Here is a 19513-nt window from a genome sequence, read left to right as displayed (position 1 = left end):
TAAAGCCTTCAAATGCGGCGGCGCGACCCTTGATCCATGACCCTCACCGACTCCACCTCAGGAACCCTGCCGGACGCCGCGGTGGCGCCGGTGGGCATTGCGTCCCGGGCCCGCACCGGACGGCGCGCACCCGTGGACACCCGCACCACCGTGCCCGTCCTCGACGTCACCATTCCGGTCTTCAACGAAGAACGTGACTTGGAGGAGTGCCTTCGCAGGCTCCACGCCCACCTGCTCGAGACTTTTCCGCACACGTTCCGGATCACTGTGGCGGACAACGCCAGTACGGACGGGACGTTGAAGATCGCCGAACGGCTGGCCCGGGAATTCACAGAACTCGCGGTGGTCCACCTCGACGAAAAAGGCCGCGGCAATGCCCTGCGCAAGGTGTGGCTGGCCTCGCCGTCGCCGGTCCTGGCCTACATGGACGTGGACCTCTCCACCGACCTTGCGGCCCTGGCGCCCCTGCTGGCGCCCCTGATCTCCGGCCATTCGGACCTGGCCATCGGCACCCGGCTGACCCGCAACTCCCGCGTTGTCCGCGGGCCCAAACGGGAATTCATCTCCCGCGGTTACAACCTGATGCTGCACTCCTTCATGGGTGCCCGGTTCAGTGACGCACAGTGCGGGTTCAAGGCGATCCGCGCGGACGTCGCCCAGCAGATCCTCCCGTACACCGTGGACAACTCTTGGTTTTTTGACACCGAGCTCCTGGTCGTGGCGGAGCGGTGCGGCCTGCGCGTCCATGAAGTTCCCGTGGACTGGATCGACGATCCTGATTCAAGCGTTGACGTGCTCCGGACGGCGCTGGCGGACGTCCGGGGCATGGCACGGCTCACCCGCGACCTGCTCTACGGCCGCATCCCTGTTCCGGAGCTGAGGGCAGCCCTGGCACGGGGGCCGCTGCCGGCATCGTCCCGGGCGGCCGAACAAACCCGCGGCACCAGCCTGTTTGGCCAGCTGGTGCGCTTCGCCGCCATCGGTGCCGCGTCGACCCTGGCCTACCTTGCCATCTTTGTCTTCTGCCGGGGCTTCATGGATCCACAGCTTGCCAATTTCCTGGCCCTGCTGATCACGGCGGTGGCCAACACGGGAGCCAACCGGCGGTTCACGTTCGGCATCCAGGGCGGCAACCCGGTCCGGCACCACTTTGAGGGGCTTATCGTGTTCGGCATCGGCCTGGTGCTCACCTCTGGTGCGCTGGCACTGGTGCACCGGACGACGACGCCGGACCGCTGGGCCGAGATCCTCACCGTCGTGGCGGCGAACCTTGCCGCCACCGCCGTCCGGTTCCTGCTGTTCCGGCTCTGGGTCTTCCGGGAACGGACGCCGCGCACAGCACCTACCGCCCACGCCGGCCGGCGAACAGGCCTTGGCCGAGGAACAACGACCGCCGGAACCACTGCGGCGCCAACCGCCGACGACACGACAGCCACCGCATCCACAGAAACGGCAGCACCATGACCTCCACCATCTCACCGGCAGGCGCCGGATCAACCGCGGGATCTCCCTCCACCCGCCAGGACCCCTCCGAAGCTCCTGGTTCCACCACCGCCGCACGGCCCGGGCCACGCTGGACCCGTTACGTGTACGGCAACCAGCCCCGCTGGGTGGGGCCCTCGGCCGCCGGCCTGCTGGTGGCCACGGCCATCCTGTACTTATGGAACCTGGCCGCCACCGGATATGGAAACTCCTTCTACGCGGCAGCCATCCAGGCGGGCACCAAGGACTGGACCGCATTCCTTTTCGGATCGCTGGACGCCGGCAACGCCATCACCGTGGACAAGCCGCCCGCCGCGCTCTGGATCCCGGCCCTCGCAGGCCGCATCTTCGGCTTTTCGTCACTGAGCATGCTGGTGCCCGAAGCGCTCATGGGAGTGGCCGCCGTCGGCTTCCTGTACCTTGCGGTGAAGCGGGTCTCCGGGCCGGCGGCAGGGCTGCTGGCCGGTAGCGCCCTGGCGCTGACCCCGGTAGCGGCGCTGATGTTCAAGTTCAACAACCCTGATGCCATGCTCACCCTCTGCCTGGTGCTGGCGGCCTATTTCACTACCCGGGCCATCGAACGGGCCGGCTGGAAGTGGCTGGTGGCCGCGGGGGCCGTGCTTGGCCTGGCATTCCTCAGCAAGATGCTGCAGGGCTTCCTGGTGGTTCCCGCGCTTGGACTCGCCTACCTCTGGGCAGCTCCCACCACGTTGGGCCGCCGGCTGGTCCACCTGCTCGGCGCGCTGGGCGGCATCATCGTGGTGGCCGGCAGCTACGTTGCCTTGTTCCAACTGACGCCCGCCTCGGAACGGCCGTACATGGCCGGCTCCACTACCAACAGCTTCCTGGAGCTGACTTTCGGCTACAACGGGTTGGCCCGCATCACTGGGTCGGGCGAAGGAATGCCCGGCGGCGGAGCGGGCGGCCCCGGCGGCGCGGCGGGCGGCTTCGGCGGCGGCGCGGGAGGCTTCGGCGGCGGCAATACCGGATTCGGCGGCGCAGCTGGCGTGCTGCGGATGTTCGGAACCAGCTTCGGCGGCGAGGTGTCCTGGCTGCTGCCGGCCGCCCTGGTACTGCTGGTGGCTGGCCTCTGGTTCACCCGCCGGGAGGCGCGCACGTCCCGCAACCGCGCGTCCCTGATCCTGTGGGGCGGCTGGCTCCTGGTCACGGCAGGGGTCTTCAGCTTCATGAGCGGCATCGTCCACCCCTACTACTCGGTGGCACTGGCACCGGCTATTGCGGCACTGGTGGGTGTCGGCTCAGTTGAACTGTGGCGGGGCCGCGGGTACTGGCCGGCACGGATCACCCTTGCCGTCGTGGTCCTGGGCACCGCCATCTGGTCCTCGGTGCTCCTGGGCCGTGACACGTCGTGGCTGCCGTGGTTGCGCATCGCCACCCTCGTCCTCGGCGTCCTTGCCGCCGCCGCCATCCTCCTCCGCCTCGACGCCAAGGGCGCTGCGGGACGGTTCCAGCGCTCCGGGGCCGCCGCCGTCGTCGTCCTCTCCTTGCTGGCCGGTGGGCTTGGAACGACTGCCTGGACAGTTGCCACCGCTGCTTCCGCCCATGCAGGATCCATCCCCACGTCGGGGCCCGCGGGTTCCTCGGCGGGCGGCTTCGGCAACAGGGCTGCCGGGTTCCGGGACGACGCCGCACTCCGTGGCGACCGGACCGGCGGCACGGATACGGCCCCGGATGCAGGCAGTTTTGATCCCGCGAATGGCGTCAACGGCGCCCCGGGTGCCGGCGGGGCCGGTGGTCCCGGCGAAGGCACCGCCGATGCCGCCGTGACCGCACTGCTGACGGGCACCACCACGAAGTGGTCGGCGATCGTCTCCGGGGCCAGCCAGGCCGCCAGCCTGGAACTGGCCACGAACACCAACGTCATTGCACTGGGCGGCTGGAACGGCGGTGATCCCTACCCGACGCTCGCCGAGTTCCAGGACATGGTGGCCAAGGGTGAGATCAGCTACTTCATCGAAGGCGGCATGGGCGGAGGCGGCATGGGCGGCCGGGGCGGCAACTCCGAGGTGGCCGCGTGGGTGCAAGCCAACTTCCAGGCCCAAACCGTGGGGAACTCCACGGTGTACCAACTCACCAAGTAGGACCCGATGGCCAGCTATCAGCCCACCACAGTGGCTCCCTCCGCTTCCTCGGCCCGCGGCCCTGCTGCCGCGACCCGCATGCGGCGGGATCCCCTGGCCCTCCGGCACCGGCTGGAACTGTCAGCCGTGCTGGCAGCAACCGCCGTGCTGTACCTGTGGAACCTCGGGGCCTCAGGCTGGGCCAACGCCTTCTACTCCGCCGCTGCCCAGGCCGGATCGACGGACTGGGCAGCCTGGTTCTTCGGCTCCTCGGACGCCGCCAACTCCATCACGGTGGACAAGCCACCGGCGTCCCTGTGGATCATGGGCCTCTCGGTCCGGATTTTCGGCCTGAGCTCGTGGAGCATCCTGGTTCCTGAGGCCCTGATGGGCGTGGGCACCGCCTGGCTGCTGTATCTCGCTGTCCGGCGGGCGGCGGCGCCGGCCACCGGGGACGCGCGGCTCGCCCACCGGGCAGGCTTGCTGGCCGCCGTGGTGCTGGCCCTGACCCCGGTGGCCACCTTGATGTTCCGGTTCAACAACCCGGACGCCCTGCTGGTGCTGCTCATGACCGCCGCCGGCTACGCGGTGCTCCGCTCCGTCCAGGAGGACCGGCTGCGCTGGCTCCTGCTGGCAGGGGTATTCCTGGGCTTCGGGTTCCTTGCCAAGCAGCTGCAGGTCCTGCTGGTGGTTCCCGGGTTCGCGCTCGCCTACCTCGTCGCGGCGCCGGCCGGTCTGGGCCGGCGGCTGTTGCACCTGCTCGCCTCCGGTGCCGCGATGGTTGCCGCAGCCGGCTGGTGGCTGGCCGTCGTCGAACTCACCCCGGCGGCGGACCGGCCGTTCATTGGCGGCTCGCAGGACAACTCCATCCTGGAGCTGACCCTCGGCTACAACGGCCTGGGCCGGCTGACAGGGGACGAGACCGGAAGCGTGGGCGGCGGCAACGGCTGGGGCGTTCCCGGCCTGCTGCGGATGTTCAACAGCGAATTTGGCGGCCAGATCGCCTGGCTGCTGCCCTCCGCGCTGATCCTTGCGGCCGGCCTGCTGTGGATCGGACGCCGGGCGCCGCGGACTGACGCCGTCCGGGCGTCGGTGATCATCTGGGGTTCCTGGGTGCTGGTTACCGGCCTGGTCTTCAGTTTCATGGCCGGCATCATCCACCCGTATTACGCAGTGGCATTGGCGCCGGGGATCGCCGGGCTTGCCGGGCTGGGCGCGGTCCTCCTGTGGCAGCATCGACGGCAGGCCGCTGCTGCCGCCCTCCTCGCCGCAGCCGTGGCGGCGGCAGCCCTGATGGCTTTCACCCTGCTGGGAACCACGTCAGCCTATGGCCCGTGGCTGCGCTGGCTGGTGCTGGCGGCGGGCCTCACGGCCGCGGCGGGGATTGGGCTGGGCGGGTTTATCCGCCGGCGCTTCGTGCAGCGGACGACGACGGCACTCGCCCTTGCGGCTGCGCTCGCCGGACCGCTGGCATTTTCCATCTCGACGGCGGCAACGGCGCACAGCGGGGCCATTGTCAGCGCCGGGCCGGCGACGTCGTTCGGCGGGCCTGGGTTTGGCGGCGCGGGCTTCGGCGGAAACCGGGCCGGCGGGTTTGGCGCGGGCGGGAACGCCCGGCAGTTCAGCGGCAAAGGTTCCGGCCAGGCTGGGGCCGGCCAGGGTTCCAGCCAGGCTGGGGCAAGCCAGTTCGGGACAAGCCAAGGTTCCGGCCAGTTCGGCCCCGGCGGGGGTGTCCGCGGGGGCGGGATGGGCGGACTCCTGGGTGCGCCCACGCCGTCGGCCGAGCTCGTGGCAGCACTCAAGGACGGAGCCTCAAACTACACCTGGGCGGCGGCAGTAGTCGGTTCGAACAACGCCGCCGGCTACCAGCTGGCCACGGAACTTCCGGTGATGGCCGTGGGCGGCTTCAACGGCACCGACCCCTCCCCCACGCTGGAACAGTTCCAGGCGCTGGTATCCCAGGGCAAGATCCATTACTTCATAGCCGGCGGGACCATGATGTCCAGCAGCGGCTCGGACGCCTCCACCCGGATTGCGCAGTGGGTAACATCTACCTTCAAGCCGCAAAGCATCGGCGGGACCACCGTCTACGTCCTGGCCGGATAATCGACCACCCTGGAACGAATCATGGAGCAAATCGACGCGCCAGGAATCGTGACTTCCGTTACCCAAATGTGACTAATGCGAGATCTTCCTGTACCGTCGATTGGGTGCGGTCCCCGTTCGGGCCGCATATCCCGGGTTGACGCCAAGCTCTGCCGCTTCCCGGATTCCGCTTGAGAAACGGCAGAGGCGGGGGACCCACCGTCCCGGGCAATGATCGCCCTTGGGGTTAAGCCAGCACGTGTTTGTTCCGTGCGGCCGGATGCCCTCATCCGAACCCGACAGCTAACTCCGCAGGTGTGAGAGGCGATCAATCATGTCTAAATCCATGGCAAAACCATGCCCGCAAACCAGGGCAAAACACCGGGCCAAACCCCAGCCCGCCAAGAAGACCACCGTGGGCCGGCGTGCCGCAGTCCTCGCAGCATCCTGCGCGGTGCTGGTTGGCGTTGGCGCGGCCGGCCAGGCGACCACCAGCATGACCCAGGCGTCGTCTACCGGCTCAACTGCTTCCAGCTCAGCGGCGGACGCCCAGATGAGCATCGAGAAGAGCGAAATCCGGTCCAACCCGGCCGCGAGTCCCGCTCCTTCCGCCATCAGCGTGGCACCGCAGGCAGCGGAGCCGGCCCCAGCGCCTGCACCCGCCGCCCCGGCCGCTGAAGCACCCGCACCGGCGCCGGCCCCTGCACCCGCTCCCGCTCCCGCCGTCGCGGTCAACGATCCTGCGGGCGCCCAGGCCTATGCCGCCAGCCAGCTGTCCTCCTTCGGGTGGGGACCGGACCAGATGCAGTGCCTCCAGACGTTGTGGACCAAGGAATCCGATTGGACCACCACGGCCACCAACGCCAGCAGCGGCGCGTATGGCATCGTCCAATCGCTGCCCGCGGAGAAGATGGCCAGCGCAGGTGCCGACTACCTGACCAACTACCGCACGCAGATCAACTGGGGCCTGGACTACATCAAGAAGAGCTATGCCTCGCCCTGCGGTGCGCTGAACTTCCACCTGGCACACAACTGGTACTAGGCACCCTGGCCTTCCGCTGAATCTTCCCGTTTTCGGCCTTCGCTGACGGCGCGCCCCGGCCAGCCGGCGTCGTACGCCGCGCCCAGCCCGCCAAAGGTTGGAAACTTCAGCACAGGCAGCGGCCCGCATCCGTCGATGCGGGCCGTTGCCTGCTTTAATCAGCCGGCGCCCTGCCCGGCGTTCCGCCAGGGGATGTACTGGACGGACCACTTGTTGCCGTCGGGATCAGCGAAATACAGGAAGTGGCCCCACTGCTGCACGTCCACGTCGCTGACATCCACGCCGTTGCCCTTGAGCTGGCGGTGGGCCGCCTCGATATCGCTGACCACCAATTGCAGGTTGGAGCCGGTGCCCGGCGGAGCATCGGTGAGCCCTTCGCCGATGCAGATGGAGCAGGCGGAGCCGGGGGGCGTCAACTGCACGAAGCGGATGGAATCCGACGGGCGCTCGTCGTAATCGGCGTTGAAGCCAACCTTGTTGACGTAGAAATCCTTGGCACGGTCCACATCGGAGACAGGGACAAAGGCAAGTTCAAGTTTCCAGTCCATCCGCACAGGCTAGCGGCGGGACCCGGCGCGGGAAAGGGGCGGTGCTACCCGGCGATCCCGTAGAGGCGGTCACCGGCGTCGCCGAGGCCCGGAACAATGTAGGACTTTTCGTTGAGCTTCTCGTCGATGGAGGCCAGGACGATGTGCACGTTCGCGTCGCCCAATTCCTCCTCCAGTTTCGCCAGGCCCTCCGGGGCTGCCAGCAGGCAGATGCAAGTGACGTCGGAGGCGCCGCGCTTGAACAGGAACTTGATGGCCTCGCGGAGGGTTCCGCCGGTGGCCAGCATCGGGTCCAGGACGAAGACCTGGCGGCCGGTCAGGTCCTCGGGGAGGCGCTCGGCGTACGTGATGATGTCAAGGGTTTCCTCATCCCGGGCCATGCCCAGGAAGCCCACCTCAGCGGTAGGAACCAGCTTGGTCATGCCCTCCAGCATCCCAAGGCCGGCGCGCAGGATGGGAACCACCAGCGGCGTGGGCTTGGTGAACGCGGTGCCGATCGTGGTGCTGACGGGCGTTTCGATGGTGACCGGCTCGGTGCGGACCTCCCGCGTGGCCTCATAGGCCAGGAGGGTCACCAGCTCCTCCGTCAGCTGCCGGAAGACCGGCGACGGCGTGTTCTTGTCCCGCAGGACGGTGAGCTTGTGGGCGACCAAGGGGTGGTCAACAACGAGAGTGCGCATCCCCTAAAACTATCATCCGGCGCTGCCTTTGCCGGGTCCGGAGGAACCGCCGTCGTGCAGTTCCTCGGCCACCACGTCGCGCACAATGGGGCGGTCGAACGATGGAGCGGCGCCCACGTGTTCCCGCCTGCGGACGATGTGGAACAGCCGGTGGGCCAAAATCACCACGCCCACCCAGGTGAGCCCCAGCAACCAGCCGGCCATTACGTCCGTGAGCCAGTGGTGGCCAAGGAAGACCCGGCTCAGGCCCATGGCGATGATGAACACCGCACCCGCAATGATGGCCGTGACCCGGACCTGCATGGTGTGGAACTGCAGGCAGATCAGGTAGACCACCAGGCTGATCACCACGGTGGTGTTCAAGGTGTGCCCGCTGGGAAAGGACGGGGAATTCTCGTACGGCGGAACGGCGTCTGCGTGGTCCGGGCGCGTGCGGCCCACCAGCTTCTTGCCGAGGGTGGTGGCGGTGATGGAGACGGCTGCGGCACCGCCAATCAGGACCAGCGGACGCCAGTTGCGGCTGAGGTACGTCAGCCAGGCGACGAGGATGCTGGCCAGGATGGGCATTCCGATGCCGCCGCCGATGTTGGTGAAGCCGGTGACGAACGCGTCGAGTCCGGGGCTGCGGAGGCTCTCGGAGAGGGCCAGGGCGGGCTTGTCCAGGTTCGCCAGCCCGGCGGAGTCCACCACGTTGTCGTACACCTCGGCGCCCAGCAGGGCGAGGGAGACGATGACCACACCGCCCACGAGGATGGTGAGGACCAGTGCCGCGTAGGGTTTGAACCAGGTCCCCAAGCGGTCCCGAAGCGTATCCATGGTGCCTCCCGGCATCGGTAAGTAACCTGAGTATCCCCGAAACTATCATTGAGCCATGCCGTTGCCCGAAAAGAAACACGACGCCTGGATGGGCCTTGCCCTCGCGGAGGCCCATCGCGCCCTCGCGACAGAGGACGTGCCGATCGGCGCCGTGGTCATCGGGCCCGACGGCGGGGTGCTGGGTTCCGGCCGGAACCAGCGGGAGGAGCTGGGCGACCCCACAGCCCACGCCGAGGTGGTGGCCATCCGGGAAGCTGCCGCACGGTTGCAGGAGCGGGCAAGGCTCGACGGCGGCCGCGGCGACGGGTGGCGGCTCTCCGACTGCACGTTGGTGGTCACCCTGGAACCCTGCGCCATGTGTGCTGGCGCGATCGTGCTGGCCAGGATCCCCCGGGTGGTATTCGGGGCATGGGACGAGAAAGCCGGCGCGGCAGGATCGGTGTTCGACATCCTGCGCGAACGCCGCCTCAATCATTGGGTTGAGGTGTACCCGGGAGTCCGCGAAGAAGAGTGCGCCCGGTTGCTGCGCGAGTTCTTCGCAGCGCACCGCAGCAGCCTGTAACGGCAGACGGCCTGAGTCAGTCCCCCGCTGCCAGCAGGGCCAGCAGGCTCTTGGCCGTGCTGCTCCATCCGGGAAGTTTCCGCCGCGCCTCCCCCGCCGCCATGCGCCAGTTTTCCCGGACCCCGGCGTCCTCGAGCCACCGCCGCAGGACCGCTGCCAGCCGTCCGGGGCTCTCCTGTCCCCCGACGGGCAGGGTAAGCGGTGCCCCCGGAAGTCTTGGGCCGCCGTCGGACGTTTCCAGGCCGGCGAGGCTGAGCGCCTCCACAGCGCCAGTACCTGCCCTGACCAGCGCGGGGATGCCATGGGCCAGGCTCTCGGTGACGGCCATCCCGAACGCTTCCCTTTGGGACACCAGCAACGTCAGGTCAGTCCGGGCCCACTGCGCTTCCAACGGTTCGCCGGTGAGCTCGCCGGTCAGCCGCACCCGCTCCTGCAGACCGCTCGCGGCGACCGCAGCCTGGACCTCCTGCGCGTACAACGGATCCGCCCGGTCCGACCCCACGAATGACGCAGTCCAGTCAAGATCACGGATCCGGCCCAGGGCCTCCACCGTGAGCAGCTGGTCCTTGTTGGGCAGCAGCGCCGCGACGACTGTCAGGTGGGGCGGCGTGGAACCGGGCGCCTGTGGTGCCGGATCCACGCCGGGGAGGACAACCCGTGTTCCAGGGAATCCGCGGGTGCTGAGCTCGTTTGCTGCCGATGTGCTGGTGCAGATGACGCCCGTTGCCGCGCGCAATGCCCTGGCTTCGCGTTGCAGGGCCTGGCTGCCCGTATTTTCCGGCACGGGCATATGCACCAGGACCCATGTTTGCCGGCCGGCCTTCGCGGCGAACTCCAGTTCGTCCGGAGCCCCTACTGCCACCAGTCCATCCACTATGGTCACCGGCTGCCCGGGAACAGCCTCCAGGTCCCGCGCCCCGAGGAAGGCGCCAAGCCGGCGCCGGTCCCGGGCTCCCGCATGCGGCCAGCTTCCTTCCACGGCGATCACCTCCACCTCGGCGCCCAAGGCTTTGAGGCCGGCAACGAGGCGTGCGTTATAGACGTTCCCGCCCGAGCTGTGGCGGATATTGCCCGGGACGAGCAGCCGGAGGGGGCGCACTGTCAGGCGGACAGGTCCAGGACGTAGGTGGCCCAGGCGTCCGGATTTTCACGGAGGGTGACGTCAATGCCGGTGAGCTCCCGGCCGTCGTCGCTGTCCTTAATCTTTTCAAAAACTGCCTGGGCGATGTACTCCGCCAGCGCCTCGGTAGTGGTGAGCTTGCCCTCGAAATCCGGGTGCTCGTCCAGGTTGCGGTAGTTCAGGCCGCCCAGCACGTCCTCGATGATGGTCCCGGCGGCGCCGATGTCCAGGACGATCGCGTCCGCGTTCAGGGCACGACGCCGGAAAGTCACCTCAGTCACGAATGTTGCGCCGTGCAGTGCTTGTGCGGGCCCGAATGCTTCGCGGGGAAGGCTGTGGGCGATCATGAAGTGGCGGCGGACGGTCAGGCTGAACATGGGTTACCTTACGTTTTCGGAATTGTGGGTGGTCTGGCTCGATACGGGATGGCCGGCAGGGTACTCGACGACGTGGCACAGCGCTTCCAAGCTTCCGTCCGCGAGGCGCTCGACCACCTCGGGAAGGTCCTCGAACCGGGACGACCCGGTCAGGAAGGCATCGAAGACGGGGTCCTCGAGCAGGGAGACGGCAAGGTTGAGGCGGTCCGCGTTGGTACGGCGGTGGCGCCGGGACCGGGCCACCATGCCTACCTGGCTTGCCCTGATGGACAGCCGCCGCGCGTGGAAATCCTCACCCAGCGGTATGGTGACCGTCCGGTTGGCGTACCAGGACATTTCGATGACATCCCCGTCGTCGCCGACGAGCTGAAGGCTGCGCTCCAGTCCCTCCTGCGAGGCTGAGCAGTGGATGACAATATCGCAGTCGGCCAAGGCGTCATCAGGGTGAACGAAATCGACGCCCAACGCCTCCGCCAACTGCTTCCTGCCCGGATCCACGTCCACCAATTGCAGGCGCTGAAGCGGGAACGTACGCAGCAGGGTGGCGACCATGCCGCCCACCAGGCCCGCGCCGACAACCGCGACCCGATCCCCCAGGCGCGGCCCGGCCTCCCACAGCGCATTGACTGCGGTTTCGACCGTTCCGGTCAACACCGCGCGCCGGGACGGGACGTTATCCGGGATCCGCGTCAGCGACTCCAGCGGCACCACATAAAGGTCCTGGTGGGGGCTCAGGCAGAACACGCGTGCGCCTTTCCAGTCCTCGGGCCCCTCCTCTACAACGCCAACGGACAGGTAGCCGAACTTTACGGGGCCCGGGAAATCCCCCTCCTGGTGCGGGGCGCGCATCTGCTCCGCGACCCGAGGGGGAACCGACCCGGCGTGGACCACCATTTCGGTGCCCCTGCTGATGCCGGAATACAGGGCACGAACCAACACCTCGCCGGGACCGGGTGCTGGCAATTCTTCGGGCCTGAGCTCGCCGTGCTGCTTGGCTGTGGTCCAGTATGCGGTTGCATGGACAGGAGTCTGTGAATTCATCATCTTGCTGATGAATCTAGCCGGACGTACACGTGCTGGGAAAGTCCGACGGCGCGTGGCGGCGGCCGTGTCGAGGCACAGTCGAGGCATAGCTGACGTACACGTGGGTTTCGGGGAAGTGGTACGCCACAGCACGGGGCCTACAGGGCGCGGGTCTGGGATGGCAGGGGTCTGGTAGGGCGCGGGTCTCGGCTGGCGGGGCTGTTGCAGGGCGCAGACTTTGCAAGGCGCGGGTCTCGAATGGCGTGGATCTTGCAAGGCGCGGGTGTGCCAGCGGGCTTGTGTCATGCCGGCGCGTGAATTATCCGTGCCAGGCTTTCTTCTCCTGGCGACAGCCCAAAGTAGGCGAAGTCGGGGTGGCTGCCCGGTGGTCGGGCGGCGTGGTGCTGTTCCCGTTTCAGGGGGTGGGGCCACGTGGCGGGTTCCCAGTCTTGGTGTTCGCTTGTGTAGTGACGGCCGGCCGGTGAGGTCCAGCCGGGCGGTTCGGTTTTGCTCGCGGGGGTGGGTTTCCAGCCTGTGGTGTGCCGGAGGCGGTGGTGCTTCGGGCAGGGCTGCCCGAGGTTGCTGATTCCGGTGGTGCCCCCGCCTGCCCAGGCGAGGATGTGGTCGGCCTCGGTATCCAAGGACGGATTGCTGCAGCCCGGGAACGGGCATTTGCCGTCCCTGAGCCGGAGCCAGTTCCGCATCGCTGTGCCCACCCGGTAGCTGGTCCTGCCGATCTCCAGCGGTGCCCCGTCCCTCGGGTCCACCAGCACCCGGTAGAACGAACCTGCCCCCTCCGCGACCAACCGGCGGGCCATCGACGGCGGGATCGGCCCGTACCCGTCCAGCACCGCCGGCTCCTCCCCCAGCCCCAGCAGGGAGAACACCGGAACAGTGACCAGTACCTGTGCACGGACCGGTGACGGCGGGAGATCTGCCTCGTCAACTGCCCCGACGGCGGTACCACTGGCGTCCGTGCGGCCGCTTCCAAGGATCGCGTCAGCGAAGTTGTCCGCACGGAGCTGTGTCATGGTCCGGGGTTCGTCAGGTCCCTGCTGGGACCGGGCGATCGCGGTGAGCCGGTTCAACCCGGCCACGGCCCGGTCGGCAGGCAGGTACGCGCTCAGCCACGCCATCCCGTCGCGGTCCGGCCGGTACTCAACCCGCCGGTCCGACACTCCCTTTGCATGGCGTTTCTCGATCGACCCGGCCTGGTGGCGCTCCCGCCAGGTGCGTGCTTTGGCACGGAACCGGTGCGCCGGCAGCTCCCCAACCGGACATCCCCGCGCCGGATCCGGCGCCTCGCTGTCAAGGAAATGCGCTTCCAGGGCCGCCGTCTCCGCAGCATCCAGGCCAGCTGTCTCATCGGCCATCACCACCGCGTGCTGCCAGGACACGGTCCCGGCCTGCAACGCAGCCAAAGTCAACGGCAACGACATTGTCAGCGCGTGGGAAGTGGCCAGGAACGACGATGCTGCCCGCGGACCCAAAGCGAGCACACACCCGATCTCCGCCGCGACCGCCATCTCCTGCGCCACCACCGGCACCCCAGGCCCCGCAACAACACCGGCAGCATCCGCATACGCCACCGCCGCCCGGGCTTTCAAACCAGCCACGCTGGCCTCCACCTCACGTGCCCCGGCCAGGACATCCAGGCAGCCATCCGCCAACCCCGCCAACGGATCAGATGCCGAGAACGACTCCGCAGCGCACCCTTCCACCGCGGCAAGAAGCACGGCAAGGGCAGCACGAATGTCCTCGAACGCCTCCACCACCGCCGCTTTTGCCATACCCCCATCATCACCAAGGGGTACGACATTTAAGGCGGACAGGACAACGGGCACAGAAGAACACTCGCCGGGTTACGACACAGCCCAACGGCCGGGTTCAAGGTTTCGACACGCGCAGCCACCGGCAGACCTAACCACCTGGTCCCAAACAGAGCCCATGGCCAGCTCCCTCATTGCCCGGGCAATCAGCCTCGTTCCAGCTCCGTTTTGGGGATGACGGCTTCGCTCCGGTACCCTATTGAGGTTGGTGACGTGTCCGAGCGGCCGAAGGTGCAACACTCGAAATGTTGTTTGGTGTAAAAGCCAACGTGGGTTCAAATCCCACCGTCACCGCCACGTAGAAAGGCTCTGCTTTCCTTGGAACCAAGGGAAGCAGAGCCTTTTCTTTCCCGTGAATGGTGTTGCGGTGACGCAGCAGTAACAGAATTTCTGAGGTGCTTCCAGCTCCTCCCGTCCTCGGTTCTGCTTCATTGCTTTCCTCCAAGTGGTTTGATCATGGCGCGCGGGCGGAGCGGATACGTCACACGGAAGGACGCCCTCAGGTGTCGTCCCAGGTCGAACGCTCGGGCGAGCTGATTGTTTCCCCGAAGATGGCACGATGAAGAATTTCATGCGATCGATGGCCACTGACGTTCTCAACGTCCTAGGCCCTGGGCGGCGCCTGGTGGCAGTTGACGGCGTTGACGGCAGTGGCAAGACCACCTTCGCCGCACACCTTGCAGCCGAGGTACGGGACCGCCCCGTGATAATCATCCACGCCGACGACTTTTTGAACCCGTCGCCGGTGAGGCATGCGAAGGGACGTGATTCACCGGAGGGGTTCTGGGAGGACACCTACAACTACACGGCGCTCCAGGATCAGCTGTTGGCGCCCCTCAGCCCGGCCGGGGACGGGCGGTACACGCCAGCCTCCTACGACGCCCAGTCAGACCAAACAGTGCCGGCCGAGATCCTCCTGGCACCGTCCAACGCGCTCGTCGTTGTTGAGGGCATGTTTCTTCACCGCGATCAGCTGGCCTCGTACTGGGACGCGTCCATATTTCTGGACGTGCCGTTTACTGAGACAGCTGGGCGTATGGCCGTCAGAGATGGCAGCAACCCGGACCCTCAGCATCCAACGATGCGGCGGTACGTTGGAGGGCAGCGCCTCTACTTCGAAGCGGCTCGACCCTGGGAACGCGCCACGTTCGTGGTGGACAACTCGGATTTCACGTCACCGAGAGTCGTCCAACCCGAGACGGTTTCAGGTGCACGGTGATGCACCCTCGAACGAACATCCTGAATCATCGCCGGGAGGGATCGTCCGGCTGACGATGATGGAGAATCGGTCCATGATCAGTGCACCGGAAGTTGAGGGTTTCGTGATTCGAGTGGGCGGTCTGTCACGAAGTGAAGTCGTGCAGTCGCTCCACAGTGAAGGCGTTTTGCTCAATGTTCACGCCGAGACGCTGCTCGCTCACGCCGAGTTCGACGCCCCAAAAGATCAGAGCCTTCGAATCGTAGAACGAACGGTAGAGGACCTTGGCTTCAAGCATGGCGCGGTTCAGTCGCGGATCTTCACGGCTGCAATCAACCAAGGCCTCGGACTTTGTCCCATAGTGACAGGGCCCTACCTCCGACTCGCGACGATGGGCCAGACGAATGCGCCGGACTCCATCTTGTCCGCAGGCCGCGCCCCCGCCGGAGCAATCCACGTCGCTTCCAAGCCGGTGAGCGATGACGTGGAGTATCCGAAGGGCTTCTACCTCCGTGTTGTGGATGGGCGGGCCTGGCTGAGGGGCTATCGGTGTGACGATGCGTATGTGTGGACGCCAGACCAGAGGCTCGCGTTCTTGTTGCCCGATGGCTAACAGGACGGGACGGTAATTTCTGACCCCAGGAGTTGCAAAACAGATGCCGTATCACGTCACGTTGGAGACTCCCCTACTGGCGTGCCTGAAAAAGGACCAATTCGGATCGCCCGTTGTCAGCCGTTACTCCCCGGATCTGGGCGAAGCGTCCGATGGACTGAAAACCCAGCGTCTCGTGCATTATGATAGACGCCGTGTTGTGTTCGTTTGCGAAGTAGTAAGCGGTTGAAGATCGGGCCCAGATCCACTCCATCCGCACGCGGGTAAGAGCAGAACCAATACCCCGCCGGCGGAAATTCGGATCGATGATCACACCTCCCAGATAGTGACCCGCAGGCGCTCTGCCCTCCGGTTCACCATGGAAGTGTGTCTTGGCTGCGCCGACGACCTCATCTTGCACAATCGCCACCAACACGACCCGACCGCTTGTTGGAGTAATCATTTCCCGCGTCCAGCGTGCTCGGCCGCTGGCATCACAGATCGCGCCAATATACGGCAGGTCGGCAAAGGTCGCCTCTCGCATCTGCATGCCTTGAGCTTACTGAGGGGCCCAGCCACGGCTTAGAGTGCCCGTTCAGGAACCGGTTATGGTGCAGCTGTCCAAATGATGAGCATCTTGGCAGCGGATCCCGTACTGACCGACGATGCCTCCGCGGAAGGAACCGCTGAGCACGATGTGACCAAGGCGGCGCTGCGAAAGTACTGGATGAGTTTCGGCTTCCCGCCGGCCCACGGCGGCTATCTGGTCTTCGACGACGTGGTGGACGTTCTGGAATAGCGGCGCCGGAAGTGCTGACTCCCAGCTTCCGGATCCAAAGCCAGATCGAATTATGCCGCTCACCTGCGGAAACACTCCAGTTCTGGGTAAGAGTGTCCCGTAATATGCTCGGGTCGGTTTCCGCTGGAACCGGCGGGTGACCAGGTGGGAGACGGCATGGAGTGCACCAAAGTCGAGTCCGGCAAATACACCGTGGTGCTGCGCGAGGACGGCATCATCCACCTTGTCTGGAATCCCCATACGCGCATCGAGGCTGCCGACGCGCGCGCGGCCATGGCTGCCGTACTTGATCTCGCACCCGGCAACGAATACCCGTTGCTGATCTATATGACCCTGACAGCCTCACTAAGCCGTGAGGCCCAGGCAGTGTTCAATCAGCGCTGTGCCACCCGTATCGCGCTTCTTGGCACGAGCCCGGTCGACCGCATTCTCGCCAACTGGGTAATTGGCGCACAAAAGCAGCCGTGCCCGAAGCGGTTCTTCACCTCTGCTCACGATGCCACGACGTGGCTGCTGCTGCCGGACACTACTGTCGATTCCTGACCCGAATCATTCATCTCACTGTCATATGCCGCTGGTAGGGTCCCGTCATGGATGAACCAACAACAGCGGCGGTAACCCTCGCCGCCAGTGACCTCGCCGGCCGCGCTGGATATGATCCTGCTTTCCTGGGGCCTGCCGTTGCTGTTGCCCCGCTGGCTGGCGTGAAGACGGTGCTGCTGCCCTACACGCACTTCTCCGTGCTGATGCGTGCGGACAAGCGGCTTGCCGCTGTGACGGCCCTGGCTATGGACGGGACGAAACTGATCGACCTGGCCCGGGAAGGCATCCCGTGGCGGCTGGACCCCCGCATCCCTGCCGACCAGCAGACCGGGGAACAGGTCTACGCCCGCAACGACATCGACCGCGGACACCTGGTCAGGCGCGCTTCGGCTGTCTGGGGGGACACCAAGGCTGAGGCAGCCCAGGCGAACGAGGACACGTTCCACTACACGAACGCGGCCCCACAGGCTGCTAAGTTCAACCAGGGTGCCGAGCTCTGGCTGGGGCTGGAGTCCTACCTGCAGGAGAACGCCGCCGACAACAGCCGCAAAATCACGGTGTTCACCGGACCCATCTTTGAACCCAACGATCCGATCTACCGCGGCGTGGACATCCCGCTGAAGTTCTTCAAGGTCGCTGTCTTTCTATACCAGGGCCAACTGGCCGCCACCGGCTACGTAGTGGACCAGACTGCGGTCCTGGCTGATCTTCCGGACGTCCCGAAGCCGGGCGTCACCCAAGAGCCCGTCCCGCCGGGACAGTTCCGTACGTTCCAGGTCCCCATCAGGGACATCGCAGCCTTGACCGGGCTGGACCTGGAGCAACTCGTGGCCGTGGACCGGATGCCGATCGCAGCAGCACTGCCGAGCGCCCGGGTGGCCTCTACCTGGCGGGAACTGCACTCCCCCGAGGATCTGGACCTGGATTTCGACCTCGGCGGTTAGCCATGGAGTGTCGAGAGCTGGGCGTGTTGGAAGAGAAGTGCACCAGATGGACCAGACAGGGACGCTTAGCCGTGACGCCGGAGGCCTGGTGGTTGGGGACGCCCGGCTATAAGCCAGGCCAGGCCGCCGACCACGCTTCCGAGGACAAGGAGGACCAGCCAGGTGTCCCTGTTGAAAGTCCGCATGTCACGCTCGTCTGTCTGGCTGAAATCGACGAGGCTGTATGCCCAGATGGCCACGCACGGGATAAGGGCCAGCCAAGGCAGCAACGCGTTGAGACTTGCCGTGCTCACAGCACCAGTATGCACCCGTTTTGCCCGGGGTTTCGGGGTGGATAGGATGCTCGCCACGCCGGGCTGTGCACTCCGCGTAGAACCACCCCCGGATCAACACATCTTCAGCTCCAGGGCGCGCTCAAAGAGACTCAACCCTCCTTGTCTGGGCTCAATCCCAGCGTCACAGCCACGAAGAAAGGCCCTGGCTCCCTTGAAATAAGGGAGCCAGGGCCTTTCGCAGTCCGCGGCAAGGAAAGCGCCGCCGGTATGGATGCGTTAGCGGTCGGGGTGGATCATGGTCATGCCTGCGACGTTTGCCGTGTCGAGCCGGGGCAGCAGCTCTGCGGCATCTTCCAGTCCGATGACGCGTTCGATGAGTTTCTGCGGCTGGAGCGCGCCGGACTCGATCAGTGCAAGCATGCCGGGGTAGTCCGCCGCGGCCATCCCGTGGCTTCCGTAAACATCCAACTCCCACGCGATGACCCGGGCCATCTGAACGCGGGGGTGGCCCTCGACGGGTGGCAGGAGCCCAATCTGGACGTGCCGGCCACGTCGCCGGAGGCTGAGGATCGCGTCCGCGCAGGTCTGCTCGCTGCCCACGGCGTCGATGGATACGTGGCTTCCGCCCGTCAGGTCCTGTATCTTCGCCGGAATGTCCGACCCATCGGCGACCAATACGTGGTCAGCTCCAAGGGAGGCCGCCGCATCAAGGGCACCCGCGTTACGGTCCACGGCAATGACATTGGCGCCCAGTGCCTTGGCGATCATGACGGCGCTGAGCCCCACGCCGCCCACCCCAACAATGGTGACCCATTCACCGGCGGCCAGGCGCGCCCGGCTTGTCAGTGCCCGGTAGGCGGTGGCGAATCGGCAGCCCAGGCTGGCCGCCGCTTCGAAGCTGACGCCCTCGGGAATCGCCACGAGATTGGTGTCCGCCGCGTGGATCACCACGCGCTCCGCGAACGACCCCCAGTGCGTGAAGCCCGGCTGCTGCTGTTCGGGGCAAACCTGCGCATTGCCGCCGAGGCACCACTCGCAATTCCCGCAGCCTTCAACGAAGGGCGCCGTCACGCGGTCACCGACAGCCCAGCCGGTTACTCCCGGGCCAACCTCAACGACGACACCGGCGAACTCGTGGCCGGGGACGTGCGGGAGGGCGATGTCGTCATGGCCGGCCCACGCGTGCCAGTCGCTGCGGCACAAGCCAGTGGCGACGACGGAGATCACCACACCTCCCACCGGCGCCTCCGGCTGGTCTACTTCCTGAACGGTCAGTGGTCCGGCGATCTGGTGCATGACAAGGGAACGCACAGGCCCTCCTTTACTTGGGTTGTTCAGCCCAGTCTAGGTCGGGGGGCGGCGGCGCCTCCGCTTCCCGGGACAGGGCCACCAGAGCCGCCCGGGAAGGTGCGATGAACGGTCCCCGGTGCCTGCGTGAGGCACTCGATACGCCCGGAGCGGCGCGCCGGGCAGTGCCTCGCCGACATCAAACCGTTCGCGGGGTGAGTGTTGTGCCC

The 19513-nt window shown here is 66.5% G+C and carries 20 protein-coding genes, 1 tRNA gene and 1 riboswitch; of the genes, 11 read left to right on the top strand and 10 right to left on the bottom strand.

Features of this window, described 5'->3' with window-relative positions:
• Positions 1 to 36: 36 nt before the first annotated feature.
• The 4 genes from QRN53_RS01595 (at position 37) to QRN53_RS01580 (ending at position 6690) form a co-directional block, all read left to right on the top strand.
• The gene (locus QRN53_RS01595) at positions 37 to 1464 is read left to right on the top strand and encodes a bifunctional glycosyltransferase family 2/GtrA family protein (RefSeq protein ID WP_285242268.1); all 1428 of its coding nucleotides are present in this window, start codon (positions 37 to 39) and stop codon (positions 1462 to 1464) included.
• Positions 1461 to 3584 (top strand): ArnT family glycosyltransferase, encoded by a 2124-nt coding sequence (locus QRN53_RS01590; protein WP_285242267.1) that lies wholly within the window; start codon positions 1461 to 1463, stop codon positions 3582 to 3584. The genes QRN53_RS01595 and QRN53_RS01590 overlap by 4 nt, the downstream gene beginning before the upstream one ends.
• A gap of 6 nt (positions 3585 to 3590) precedes the next feature.
• A complete protein-coding gene (locus tag QRN53_RS01585; RefSeq protein ID WP_502934806.1) occupies positions 3591 to 5669 on the top strand; it encodes an ArnT family glycosyltransferase in 2079 nt (692 codons plus the stop codon).
• Positions 5670 to 5816: 147 nt separating this feature from the next.
• Positions 5817 to 5977: riboswitch (cyclic di-AMP (ydaO/yuaA leader) on the top strand.
• A 5-nt stretch (positions 5978 to 5982) separates the two neighbouring features.
• Positions 5983 to 6690, top strand: a complete 708-nt coding sequence (locus tag QRN53_RS01580; RefSeq protein ID WP_285242266.1) for an aggregation-promoting factor C-terminal-like domain-containing protein — start codon at positions 5983 to 5985, stop codon at positions 6688 to 6690.
• Positions 6691 to 6848: 158 nt separating this feature from the next.
• Here the strand turns inward: QRN53_RS01580 and QRN53_RS01575 are convergent, their stop codons facing one another.
• From QRN53_RS01575 to QRN53_RS01565, 3 genes are read right to left on the bottom strand one after another with little or no spacing between them, the layout of a single operon-like run.
• Complete coding sequence (locus QRN53_RS01575; protein ID WP_285242265.1) at positions 6849 to 7238, bottom strand: glyoxalase superfamily protein; 390 nt, start codon at positions 7236 to 7238, stop codon at positions 6849 to 6851.
• A gap of 44 nt (positions 7239 to 7282) precedes the next feature.
• A complete protein-coding gene (gene upp, locus QRN53_RS01570) occupies positions 7283 to 7918 on the bottom strand; it encodes a uracil phosphoribosyltransferase (protein ID WP_141158139.1) in 636 nt (211 codons plus the stop codon).
• A gap of 12 nt (positions 7919 to 7930) precedes the next feature.
• Complete coding sequence (locus tag QRN53_RS01565) at positions 7931 to 8734, bottom strand: phosphatase PAP2 family protein (protein WP_285242264.1); 804 nt, start codon at positions 8732 to 8734, stop codon at positions 7931 to 7933.
• Positions 8735 to 8789: 55 nt separating this feature from the next.
• Between QRN53_RS01565 and QRN53_RS01560 the strand changes: the two genes are divergently transcribed.
• A complete protein-coding gene (locus tag QRN53_RS01560; protein ID WP_285242263.1) occupies positions 8790 to 9296 on the top strand; it encodes a nucleoside deaminase in 507 nt (168 codons plus the stop codon).
• A gap of 16 nt (positions 9297 to 9312) precedes the next feature.
• Here the strand turns inward: QRN53_RS01560 and QRN53_RS01555 are convergent, their stop codons facing one another.
• The 4 genes from QRN53_RS01555 to QRN53_RS01540 all read right to left on the bottom strand — a co-directional run bounded on the left by QRN53_RS01555 (position 9313) and on the right by QRN53_RS01540 (position 13606).
• Positions 9313 to 10395 (bottom strand): glycosyltransferase family 4 protein, encoded by a 1083-nt coding sequence (locus QRN53_RS01555; protein ID WP_285242262.1) that lies wholly within the window; start codon positions 10393 to 10395, stop codon positions 9313 to 9315.
• A gap of 2 nt (positions 10396 to 10397) precedes the next feature.
• The gene (locus QRN53_RS01550) at positions 10398 to 10793 is read right to left on the bottom strand and encodes a 6-pyruvoyl trahydropterin synthase family protein (RefSeq protein ID WP_285242261.1); all 396 of its coding nucleotides are present in this window, start codon (positions 10791 to 10793) and stop codon (positions 10398 to 10400) included.
• 3 nt (positions 10794 to 10796) lie between these two features.
• Positions 10797 to 11837: a zinc-dependent alcohol dehydrogenase gene (locus QRN53_RS01545; protein WP_285242260.1), complete on the bottom strand. Its 1041-nt coding sequence runs from the start codon at positions 11835 to 11837 to the stop codon at positions 10797 to 10799.
• Between the two features lie 281 nt (positions 11838 to 12118).
• On the bottom strand, positions 12119 to 13606 hold the full coding sequence (locus tag QRN53_RS01540) for an HNH endonuclease signature motif containing protein (RefSeq protein ID WP_285242259.1): 1488 nt from the start codon (positions 13604 to 13606) through the stop codon (positions 12119 to 12121).
• Between the two features lie 246 nt (positions 13607 to 13852).
• On the opposite strand from QRN53_RS01540, the gene QRN53_RS01535 reads away from it, so the two are divergent.
• From QRN53_RS01535 to QRN53_RS01525, 3 genes are all read left to right on the top strand, one after another.
• Positions 13853 to 13942, top strand: a tRNA-Ser gene (locus QRN53_RS01535).
• A gap of 262 nt (positions 13943 to 14204) precedes the next feature.
• The gene (locus tag QRN53_RS01530) at positions 14205 to 14864 is read left to right on the top strand and encodes a nucleoside/nucleotide kinase family protein (RefSeq protein ID WP_285242258.1); all 660 of its coding nucleotides are present in this window, start codon (positions 14205 to 14207) and stop codon (positions 14862 to 14864) included.
• Positions 14865 to 14937: 73 nt separating this feature from the next.
• Positions 14938 to 15456 carry a hypothetical protein gene (locus tag QRN53_RS01525; RefSeq protein ID WP_285242257.1) on the top strand — a complete coding sequence of 173 codons (519 nt, stop codon included), beginning with the start codon at positions 14938 to 14940 and terminating at the stop codon, positions 15454 to 15456.
• 73 nt (positions 15457 to 15529) lie between these two features.
• Here the strand turns inward: QRN53_RS01525 and QRN53_RS01520 are convergent, their stop codons facing one another.
• A complete protein-coding gene (locus QRN53_RS01520) occupies positions 15530 to 15985 on the bottom strand; it encodes a GNAT family N-acetyltransferase (RefSeq protein WP_285242256.1) in 456 nt (151 codons plus the stop codon).
• 75 nt (positions 15986 to 16060) lie between these two features.
• On the opposite strand from QRN53_RS01520, the gene QRN53_RS01515 reads away from it, so the two are divergent.
• The 3 genes from QRN53_RS01515 (at position 16061) to QRN53_RS01505 (ending at position 17721) form a co-directional block, all read left to right on the top strand.
• Positions 16061 to 16234 (top strand): hypothetical protein, encoded by a 174-nt coding sequence (locus QRN53_RS01515; protein ID WP_285242255.1) that lies wholly within the window; start codon positions 16061 to 16063, stop codon positions 16232 to 16234.
• 156 nt (positions 16235 to 16390) lie between these two features.
• On the top strand, positions 16391 to 16777 hold the full coding sequence (locus QRN53_RS01510) for a DUF7793 family protein (protein WP_285242254.1): 387 nt from the start codon (positions 16391 to 16393) through the stop codon (positions 16775 to 16777).
• A 47-nt stretch (positions 16778 to 16824) separates the two neighbouring features.
• The gene (locus QRN53_RS01505; RefSeq protein ID WP_285242253.1) at positions 16825 to 17721 is read left to right on the top strand and encodes a DNA/RNA non-specific endonuclease; all 897 of its coding nucleotides are present in this window, start codon (positions 16825 to 16827) and stop codon (positions 17719 to 17721) included.
• Positions 17722 to 17786: 65 nt separating this feature from the next.
• On the opposite strand, the gene QRN53_RS01500 is transcribed toward QRN53_RS01505, so the two are convergent.
• Both QRN53_RS01500 and QRN53_RS01495 read right to left on the bottom strand, forming a co-directional pair.
• Positions 17787 to 18014 carry a PLDc N-terminal domain-containing protein gene (locus QRN53_RS01500; protein ID WP_285242252.1) on the bottom strand — a complete coding sequence of 76 codons (228 nt, stop codon included), beginning with the start codon at positions 18012 to 18014 and terminating at the stop codon, positions 17787 to 17789.
• Positions 18015 to 18272: 258 nt separating this feature from the next.
• Complete coding sequence (locus tag QRN53_RS01495; RefSeq protein ID WP_285242251.1) at positions 18273 to 19307, bottom strand: zinc-binding dehydrogenase; 1035 nt, start codon at positions 19305 to 19307, stop codon at positions 18273 to 18275.
• Positions 19308 to 19513: the final 206 nt, after the last annotated feature.

The sequence above is a fragment of the Pseudarthrobacter sp. fls2-241-R2A-127 genome (genome assembly GCF_030209355.1).
GTDB lineage: Bacteria > Actinomycetota > Actinomycetes > Actinomycetales > Micrococcaceae > Arthrobacter.
The sequence above is the reverse complement of the archived record's forward strand: the minus strand, read 5'-3'. Positions and strand labels throughout refer to the sequence as shown.